The 1406-nt window shown below is 66.4% G+C and carries 1 pseudogene; it reads right to left on the reverse strand.

Going from position 1 to position 1406, the window contains the following annotated elements:
• Window positions 1–1406 (reverse strand): annotated as a pseudogene (locus EN925_RS35840) (autotransporter outer membrane beta-barrel domain-containing protein); the annotation flags it as partial.

Consider the following 1406-nt stretch of genomic DNA (forward strand, 5'->3'; position numbering starts at 1 on the left):
CCGCCGTGGCCGCCCTTGCCGCCCAGGCGGAGGGCAAAAGAGTCGGACCCGGCGAAGTCGGACGAAACCGTGCCGCCATATCCGCCACCGCCGCCGATGGACTGGGCGAAGATGCCGTATGACCCATCCTTGTGTGTGATGATCTCGCCATCGTTGGTGACGGTGACCTTGCCACCATCGGCCTCGTTGTCGGGGTCGTTGGGGTCGCCGACCACCGGGATCGGAATCCCGTTGGGTATGCTGGCACCGCCACCGATTGTCATGTCTGCTTCCGATGCGCCGGTCGCGGCACCCGAGGCACCACCGCCACCGCCGATCGACTGCGCAAAAATGCCGTGCGAGATATAGCCCAGTGTTTCAATCTTGCCGAAGTTGTTGACCTCGACCTCACCGCCGATGCTGCCACTGCCGCCTTGGCCGCCAATATACATGGTAACGGCCGTCTCGGCCTTACCGGTCTCCGTCGAGCCAGCGCCACCCGCACCACCGCCGCCGCCCACCGACTGTGCGAAGATGCCGTGCGAGTTGTCGTCCTGCGTCAGGATCGAACCGCTCTGGAAGTTCTGGACGTGAACCTTGTCGCTGGTACCGCCAGCGCCGCCGGCGCCGCCGAGGCTCAGCGTGATGGCGATCTTCGAGTCGGTGGATGACGTGCCGGACGCGCCGCCGACGCCACCGGAGCCGCCGATCGACTGCGCCAGGATGCCGTGGGAATTGGCCTTGTCGGTCTGGATTATGCCGCTGTTTTCGACATTGACCTTGCCGCCGTTGCCGCCGACCTCACCCGAGCCGCCAAGCGACAGGTTTACCGCGACTTCACCGCCATCGCTCTTGCCCTTGCTTTCGCCGGCACCACCTGCGCCGCCGCCGCCACCGACCGACTGCGCGAAGATGCCGATCGACATATCCTTGTCCGTGCTGATCAGGCCTGTGTTTTCGACATAGACCTTCTTGCTCCCGCCGCCCGACGCGCCATCGCCGCCAAGCGAGAAGGACGGCCCGCCAACCGAGACGGCAAATCCGCCTGAGCCGCCACCGCCGCCGATCGACTGCGCCAGGATGCCATGAGACTGGACACCTTCGGTGTGTACCGCCGCGCCATTGGTGACATCGACGGTCCAGCCCGTGCCGCCGCCACCTCCCTTGCCACCGATTGTGACGTTGGCGCCGAGGCCGGCGGAAGCCGTGCCGCCGCCATTGCCGCCGCCACCGCCGATCGACTGGGCGATGATACCCGTGGAGCGGTCGCCAAGCGTGTGAATCAGCCCTGAATTGATGCCGACCGTCACTGCCTTGGCGTCGCTGGCAGTGCCGGCCTTGCCGCCGATGCTGACAGCAGCCACAAGACCCGCGCCGTTCAACGAGAAGCCGCCATTGCCACCGCCGCCGCCGACCGACTGCACGAT

The sequence above is a fragment of the Mesorhizobium sp. M7A.F.Ca.US.006.04.2.1 genome (genome assembly GCF_004022915.1).
GTDB lineage: Bacteria > Pseudomonadota > Alphaproteobacteria > Rhizobiales > Rhizobiaceae > Mesorhizobium > Mesorhizobium ciceri.